The organism is Nostoc sp. CHAB 5715 (genome assembly GCF_020829685.1).
GTDB lineage: Bacteria > Cyanobacteriota > Cyanobacteriia > Cyanobacteriales > Nostocaceae > Nostoc.
Map to the genome: position 1 here is coordinate 1 of NZ_JAIVFR010000293.1, position 7,618 is coordinate 7,618.

The window sequence follows — 7,618 nt, forward strand, 5'->3', positions numbered from 1 at the left end:
TTATTTAAGTATGCTTAATATTTCTTAAATGCTTATAAAATCTATATTGTAGGCATTGATATCACTAAATCATAGTTATTAAAATCTGGTGAATTCTAATAAACACCATAAAACTACCGGAAGAACCTAATTTCTTTTGGTGATTTTACTGCTAACTCTTCTAGGTCTTGGGTATTTCCTAATCGTTGCTTCTCAAATATTACTTCTGGTAAGCTGGTATTGTATTCCCCATGCACGTGCATTGATGATGAATCTAAATGTGATGTTGACAGTGATACATTAAATTTTTTGGCTGCTTTTAAGGCGATGCTAAAAAATATTGTATCCAGTCCTTTTATAAATAGTTTATCCATGACTCTCCCCAGTTTATCATCGTTGAGATATTCTGGTTTGACTCCTGCTCCTATTAAATGCTCACAGGCTATTGTTTCAAAATATTTGGCAAACATATATAAAGGTTTCGATACAAATCCTAATCCGTTCAATATCATAGCTTTAACTACATGACCTGGACTGACTTTTTCTCCTTTCTCTTCACCTATTAATTCATTGACGATTTCTACTAATCCTATCGCGTCTATTATTCCTGCTACTATTCCTAAATGGTCTATATTTTGAATTTCAATGTCTTCGGCATTCAACATAACAACAGTATTCTCCACGATTTCTGTTGTAATTCTCTCATTTATCTTTTTGTTATCAATTATTTTTTTAACTATGAAGTTTTCTCTTTGTTCTGTCTTCGTCACAGAACTTCCTCTTTTCGCCAAATCCTCTAATTAATGCTACTTCTTATCGTTAAGCCTCTTGGTTTTTGAATCTAACTTAGTTCCTATGTACTACCATGTCAGCTTTTTGTTGATGTGTGACAGTTAGGGTGCGGAAGGTGAGTTTTAATTCTTTTTCGCCACCAAAAATTACCGCCTTCTCACTCATGTTCGTAGTCACCACGGGTTCATAAGGTGAACCACTATTGCGGCTATTAGTCAGCTTGTATGCCCGCTTGACTCCATAAGCACAGCCACTCGGCCCGTGAGAAATGACGATCGCATTTTTAATCCCACTTAAAATCTTCGTTGCAGTCCAAAATTTACAGGGGCGGGTATGACTACCTTGTAAACTGGTCTTAATCTTACCCTCTTTTGCCAAGCGATACAGTTCACTCAAATTTCCGTAAAATACGACATTCTGATCTATCATGATAGTTCTCCAAATATTTTATCTTTTTTAAACGCAGAGGCACGCTGAGGTTAGCGCAGAGGAACGCAAAGCACTCAAACTCTGCGCTCCTTTGCGTTTTACTCTGCGTTCCTTTGCGTTTAAAACTCAATCTACCAAACGTTTAAGATCCACTCGCGATCGTGCTTGTTCTCCATATCTGCAAACATGGCGTTGGCAATGTTATCTGCTAGCCATTCTGCTCCTTTATAGCCAATCACAGGATATTTCCACAGACCTGCACGGTCAAAGCTGGGGAAGCCTACCCGAACCATCGGAATTTTGTTATCGATAGAAATATACCGACCCTTGGAATGACCTAGAATCAAGTCGATTTCGAGGGATTTATCTGTAATGCGGCGCTCCAATTCCCAGAGGTCTGCATTCCAGATCACTTCGATATCACAGGCTGCTTGCTTTTCCAACTCGGCAATTCTTGGGTCTTTGGTGCAGGCTTTGTTGTCGTCTCCCAACAACATTAGCACTGGCTCTAACTCACATTCCAAGCAGAACTCTGCTAGACCAATTACTAGATCGGGATCTCCGTAAATCGCTACCTTCTTGTTGGCGAAGAACATGTGGGCGAGGTCTGCGATCGCATCAATAGCTTTACCACGTTCTCTGACTAAAGATTCTGGTATTGGTTTACCAGTCAGTTTGCTGATATTTTGCAGCCAGATGTCGGTATTTTTGATCCCAATTGGTGTTGGGCCAATGATTGCAGGAACCTTAAACTTCTCTTCTAAGAATTCGGCTGCACTGCCTCCTTCATATTTGCATAAGGCAATGGTTCCCAACGCATTGGCAGAATCAGCAATTTCTTCAATGGTGGTATTCCCAAAGGCAAAACTTGTCTTATCGGGCATGGTGGGCGCATCGAAGGTTTCTATATCCAGTAAGATGTTTCCTGGAACGTCCATCTCTTTTAAGATGCGTTTAACTTCAGTGACATCTCCAGGGTTAAGCCACCCAGTGATGATGTTCAACTTGCCAGTTGGTTGGCCTTTTTTTGCTAGGCTAGAAATAATTGCATGTACACCGACATTATAGCCAGTGACTTGACTACCTTTGTAACTGGGGGTATGTACAGGAACAAGGATAACCTTGCGATCGGGATAGTCTTTCTTTAACTGGGCGTTGAGCTTGTTAATGGTTCCTTCGATATCGTCCCCAATTGTCTCAGTTGAACAAGTCGTAATAATTGGGATAATCCGTAAATCGGGATATCGTGCTACTAAGGTCTTTACACCTTCCTCAATGCGTGGCTGTCCTCCAAGGACAGCGCTATTTTCATGGAGTGAAGAAGAAGCAATGTCGAAATTTTCTTTCAAATGCTGGGCAAACAGGAGACGAACGAACATACTACATCCCTGTCCTCCATGCACCAGGGGAATACAATCTTTGATTCCAATAGAAGCATACTCAGCCCCAGCCGGCTGACAGGTAAATATAGGATTGATGATTCCCTTTCGTTCTTTCTGTTTTACGACTAAAGACATTCTCTTGACTCCTAGATAGTGTATAATTCGTGATGCGTGTTTGTTTGGCGTTGCTGAACGAAGATATGAAGTGTCTTTTTGAGCTTAAGAAAGTGGAGCGATGTCTGGGGCGAACGATGCCTACGGCGAGCTAACGCTAACGCTAACGCTGCATCCAACTAAGAAGCAAGCTACCAATAGCATCGATTACAGAAGAAAAGTAGAATTGAATTTCCTGAAAATCTTGAAAGCTAGATGAGATGCTTCTGTAGTCAGACACTATGAGGAAACTACGCTTCTTGGGAATGCTTTTGGTGTAGCCCGTCGTAGCGTTAGCTTGCCGCAGGCATCGCTCTCTACTCTGTAAGCCTCTACTCTGTAAGAGAATTTCTGCACAAACACTAACAGGATGACAAGACTCTATTTCATACTCCAATCCAACAACGCCGTTCGTTTAATGAGGTAGTCTGGTCTTCTCCCTTAACTCAGCAATGGGAAAAGGGGACGCTAAGAGCGATCGCAAGTCTGCAAGCGTCACCCAGAGGGTTGAATTACCGATCTAATTGCTTTAATAAAGCGAATAATGTAATTCACCATTCTTCGACTTGGTTATTACAATATCGATCAGCATTCCCTTAACAGCTTCCAGTACAGCCTTCTTTTGCGAGTTCTCCATGCTATTTAACCATGCAAACCTAATTTCCAGGTCAGCTGCAAGGATCTTCGCATCTGCATAAAAACCTCTCTCGATCAAGGTTTCTAGAACTACCTTTTCTCCAGTCAAGATTTGGGCGGTCTTATTGAGAACACCATTGATGTTTTCTTCCCGATCCCATGCACGAGAGTGAAACTGCCACAAACAACGTTCTTGAATTAATTTTGTGACTTCCGCAGCTCGCTCTTGAATGTATGACGCGATTTCCTTAGCTTGCACTTGAACCTGTGGTGCAACTTCCTTAGCTTGTGGTTGAACCTGTAGCGCAGCTTCCTTAGCTTGCGGTTGAACCTGTAGCGCAGTTTCCTTAGCTTGCGGTTGAACCTGTAGCGCAGTTTCCTTAGCTTGTGGTTGAACCTGTGGTGCAGCTTCCTTAGCTTGTGGTTGAACCTGTGGTGCAGCTTCCTTAGCTTGCGGTTGAACCTGTGGTACAGCTTCCTTAGCTGGCTTTTGAACCTGTGAAGTAGCTTCCTTAACTTGCTGTTGAACTAAAGAAACGACTTCCTCAGATACCTCTTTAGCTGCTTTACCGTTGCCATTACCATTGGTACTTGGCAGATTTTGCCCTGCACGGATATCAGATTGAGCCAATTTCATCAAAGGCGAGTAAATGGCATTATACATATCCCGCGCCATATTCACCGCACCTTCAAAACCCATATAAGGGCCATTGTGGTAGCCATGACCATTCACATAAGGCAAATGCAACTTCTTCACCAATGCACCCACCCGTGGCCCAGTCAAAACCAAATCCGGCTTGACCATCTCCAGCACCTCAAAGAACTCCAGTTCATTGCCATCATCAATATAAATAGTCCCCTCTTCACCTCTGGCAATCACCTTTTCAAAATCCTCTTGGTGCCCAAACTTCGACGACATCGCCACCACTTTCATCCCTAAATCGTCTTCTAGCGCTTTCGTCCAGTGCCACAAACGTGGGCCACCTGTCCAAATACAAACTTTTTTACCAGTCAAGCGCTCCTTATACCAAGCTAACTTCGACTCATATTTAGCCACCTCTTGGGCAATCACTGCTTCGGCTCTATCTTCAATCCCAAAGAAAGCACCGATTTTGCGTAACCCTTCCTTAGCATAGTCAAAGCCCCAAGTATCCACATCGATACGAGGAATGCCATATTTTTTCTTTAACTCATTGGCAATATATCCAGCAGAACGGGCACAGTTGGTCACATTCAACTGCGCTCTGTGCATCCCACGCAATGAGTCATAAGTACCATTACCAGTAAAATGGGCAATAATTTGCACACCCATTTTTTCCATGTACTTTTCAAGGACAAAGGTATCTCCTTGAATGTTGTAATCACCAATCACATTAATCGTGTATGGGCTGGTAATTTCCGGCTCATAAGTTCCTACCTTGTCCGTCATCCACCCCATGTTAAATACGTGGTGTCCTTTGGATTGACTCACCCCAGCAAAACCCGGACACTCCACAGTGAAGATATCGACATCACCAAGTTCTTTTTCGACTTCTTTGACTACAGGCTTAATATCATCGCCAATCAAAGCAGTAGAGCAGGTGGTGTACACCATCATCCGCTTAATGTCAGGAAATTCTGCAAAGGCTTCCAACATCGCCTTCTTGAGCAGCTTTTCACCACCGAAGACAACGTGCTGTTCCTTCATGTCTGATGACCAGACATATTTGAGTTGGAAGTTGCCATTGTCGCTGGGATAACGCTTGGTGTGCCATGTATCATAGGCACAGCCCACAGGCCCATGTATCAACTGGATGGTATCCTTGAGGACACCACCAATTACTAATTTTGCACCACAATAGCTGCATCCGCGTTCAGATAATGAGCCGGGAATGGTTTCGACGTGGGCGCTAGGGAGAAACTGGGTTGTATCTTCTCCTTTCTCTTTAATATATATGTGCTTCTCCCGTTCGGGGATAGTTTCGTCGCACTTAAACAACTTCATTGGCATGGCTGATTGCTCCAGTTGCAATTGAGAAGAAGAATCCTTCTTCTTAGCTATTAATTTTGTCAGAAACTTCTTTGAGTTCCTTGATTTCAAAATCCTATCAACCTTTGAAATTAATAATAGTAAAGCTGATAAAAATTAACTAAATTAATATTGGAAAACATGAATATTTCCAGTTTAGAATAGACAGTCCTGTCTAGATTTAAATTAATCCAAATCATTCTATAGAGAAGACTTTTAGTAAAGAGAATAGACAGACTATTCTAACTGGAAGTGAAGAGATAAATGATTTACTTTATGTCCTTACTATAGATATCTCACCAAGGAAAAATCGACGATATTCTCTCAACTTTAAACAACAGAATAACGCAATTATCGGCTTTGAAGCTCTCTAGATGATGACTAATTGTAACCACGAATACTCTTTGTAAATTAATTCCTCAGCGCAAGTAAATTGGCCAGATGTATGATATTCTTGATTTAGAGGGAATCTAAACCACTTCACGCACAAAGGATCACAATTGGCATGATGAGAAAAATTCTTAATAAGATGCTGACATAATTCGTGGATATGCTCTGCTGTTGGAAATTCTTCCTTCTTTTCGTAACGGCTCCTGTTTTATCATTTGATGCTGAAGCGATCGCAGTCTTTGATCAACTGCGATCGCAACAGGTTCCTGTGTCCACGATGGATTTAAGAATAGCAACCGGAGGCATCCAGGCAGCCCTAGATATTAAAGGAGGCTATTCTCCTGGCATCAGTAAGCGGTAAAGGAAGTTTTTACTTACTTGATTTTGTCTAGCCATTTCTAGAAGTAGTATATCTCCATTTTTGAGGAGGACGAAAAAGCATTGAGCATCGAGGTAATCATCGTTGCGTAATCCTTCATCAGCTACCTTTGTTTCCTCTATGTCTTCATAGTTCAAGTAATGCTCTTTGTCCTCAACATCTACTACATTAAATACGATCGGCATTGGCTTTTAAGGTACAAGAGTACATTGTCGAGCATAAATCGTATAGTTGTTTCAAGTCTGTTGGTTTAGTTGCAAAATACAAGCCTCCTGGTATGTCCTGAGATGGCTCGTAATTTCAGTATTCCAAGGGCATCTAATGCGCCTTTGGTATTTTAATTAAGTCATTAATTAGGCAATTTGGAACAAATCAAGGCAACCAATTTCTCTGGTACTTGGCACTCATAACTTCATCAATTGTGCGCGGACGAATGCTGACATTATTCGTGGATATGCTATGCTATTGCAAATTTTTCAGGGTTTGGTAACGGCTTCTGTTTTATTATTTAATGCTGGAGCGATCGCAACAGGAAATTTAGTAGTGTTGCGTAAGTACTAATAGCTATTTTCCACACAAAACCTCAGACAACGGAGTATCATTGCCAGATATAAATCAGAACAAACAAAACAATCCAGATGACATCAACAAAGTGCCAGAAAATAGAAGTGGCATTTACACCAAAATGACCTGTGTCGTAGTTACCAGGAATGAAAGAGCGACCAAAAACAAGTATCTGCAACAAAATGCCAGTGAGAACGTGCAAACCGTGGAAACCTGTCAGTAAGTAGAACATCCCACCAAAGACACCTGTGGTAAAGCCAAAAGAAAGATGGCTCCACTCGATCGCTTGTCCGACTAAAAAGTAACTTCCCATTGCGATCGAAAGCATTAGAAACTGGCGAAATGTTATCAAGTCATGGCGTGCAAGGGCACGTTCTGCCAAGTAGATGACAAAGCTACTAGAAACAAGAATTACCGTATTAATTGCCGGATCTCTGACTTCCAGTCCAGAAACGCCAGCTGGTAGCCAGTCAGGATTTGCTGTTTTATAGACAATATATGCTGTAAAAAAACCGAGGAAAATGAAAGTCTCTGACAGCAAGAAGACAATGAAGCCGAACATCTTGCTGCCTTCTTCATCATGGGTATGCTCGTGTGAGAGATGATCTGATTCTTCTGAAATAATGGAACTGTCCATTGCTTGAAACTCCTATATATTTATCTCACGCAGAGGCACAGAGCAAGAAAAGAGAGTAAAGTAGTAGTTTGCGATCGCGTAATACCTAATCTCAAACTCTCTGCATCCCTCTGCATGAACTTCTGCGCTCCTACCCTCCGGGGGCGTTGCATAAATGCGGGATGAATCAGAGAAACACGGGTATTTCACGATACTTTAAATAATGAAGTAGTAATCGAATTGAATGTTTAAGCATATCCACGGATTTAGAATAGCAGAGTGTTTTTCGG

At 41.7% G+C, this 7,618-nt stretch carries 8 protein-coding genes and 1 pseudogene; 1 reads left to right on the forward strand and 8 read right to left on the reverse strand.

The window, feature by feature from the left end; all coding sequences use genetic code 11:
* Window positions 1-113: 113 nt before the first annotated feature.
* The 5 genes from LC574_RS17375 to vnfD all read right to left on the reverse strand — a co-directional run bounded on the left by LC574_RS17375 (window position 114) and on the right by vnfD (window position 5,361).
* Window positions 114-749, reverse strand: a complete 636-nt coding sequence (locus LC574_RS17375) for a DUF4277 domain-containing protein (RefSeq protein WP_229454662.1) — start codon at window positions 747-749, stop codon at window positions 114-116.
* A gap of 76 nt (window positions 750-825) precedes the next feature.
* On the reverse strand, window positions 826-1,200 hold the full coding sequence (locus tag LC574_RS17380) for a nitrogenase component 1 (protein ID WP_229454663.1): 375 nt from the start codon (window positions 1,198-1,200) through the stop codon (window positions 826-828).
* A gap of 131 nt (window positions 1,201-1,331) precedes the next feature.
* Window positions 1,332-2,717, reverse strand: coding sequence for a V-containing nitrogenase subunit beta (vnfK, locus tag LC574_RS17385; RefSeq protein WP_229454664.1), 1,386 nt, complete (start codon window positions 2,715-2,717; stop codon window positions 1,332-1,334).
* A 142-nt stretch (window positions 2,718-2,859) separates the two neighbouring features.
* Window positions 2,860-3,132 (reverse strand): hypothetical protein, encoded by a 273-nt coding sequence (locus tag LC574_RS17390; protein WP_229454665.1) that lies wholly within the window; start codon window positions 3,130-3,132, stop codon window positions 2,860-2,862.
* Window positions 3,133-3,264: 132 nt separating this feature from the next.
* A complete protein-coding gene (vnfD, locus tag LC574_RS17395) occupies window positions 3,265-5,361 on the reverse strand; it encodes a nitrogenase vanadium-iron protein, alpha chain (RefSeq protein ID WP_229454666.1) in 2,097 nt (698 codons plus the stop codon).
* Window positions 5,362-5,929: 568 nt separating this feature from the next.
* On the opposite strand from vnfD, the gene LC574_RS17400 reads away from it, so the two are divergent.
* Entirely contained in the window at window positions 5,930-6,130 is a 201-nt protein-coding gene (locus LC574_RS17400) for a hypothetical protein (protein ID WP_229454667.1), read from the forward strand.
* On the opposite strand, the gene LC574_RS17405 is transcribed toward LC574_RS17400, so the two are convergent.
* From LC574_RS17405 to LC574_RS17415, 3 genes and pseudogenes are all read right to left on the reverse strand, one after another.
* Window positions 6,103-6,333: a hypothetical protein gene (locus tag LC574_RS17405; protein ID WP_174709866.1), complete on the reverse strand. Its 231-nt coding sequence runs from the start codon at window positions 6,331-6,333 to the stop codon at window positions 6,103-6,105. The two genes, LC574_RS17400 and LC574_RS17405, sit on opposite strands and share 28 nt — an antisense overlap.
* Before the next feature lie 413 nt (window positions 6,334-6,746).
* On the reverse strand, window positions 6,747-7,349 hold the full coding sequence (locus LC574_RS17410) for a heme-copper oxidase subunit III (RefSeq protein ID WP_179069592.1): 603 nt from the start codon (window positions 7,347-7,349) through the stop codon (window positions 6,747-6,749).
* A 166-nt stretch (window positions 7,350-7,515) separates the two neighbouring features.
* Window positions 7,516-7,618: pseudogene (locus LC574_RS17415) on the reverse strand (IS1 family transposase); the annotation flags it as partial.

Excerpts from the sequence above, each read along its gene's own strand:
- LC574_RS17400 (WP_229454667.1), top strand. The coding sequence starts at position 5,930 with ATGCTCTGCTGTTGGAAATTCTTCCTTCTTTTCGTAACGGCTCCTGTT.
- LC574_RS17410 (WP_179069592.1), bottom strand. The coding sequence starts at position 7,349 with ATGGACAGTTCCATTATTTCAGAAGAATCAGATCATCTCTCACACGAG.
- LC574_RS17380 (WP_229454663.1), bottom strand. The coding sequence starts at position 1,200 with ATGATAGATCAGAATGTCGTATTTTACGGAAATTTGAGTGAACTGTAT.
- vnfK (WP_229454664.1), bottom strand. The coding sequence starts at position 2,717 with ATGTCTTTAGTCGTAAAACAGAAAGAACGAAAGGGAATCATCAATCCT.
- vnfD (WP_229454666.1), bottom strand. The coding sequence starts at position 5,361 with ATGCCAATGAAGTTGTTTAAGTGCGACGAAACTATCCCCGAACGGGAG.
- LC574_RS17405 (WP_174709866.1), bottom strand. The coding sequence starts at position 6,333 with ATGCCGATCGTATTTAATGTAGTAGATGTTGAGGACAAAGAGCATTAC.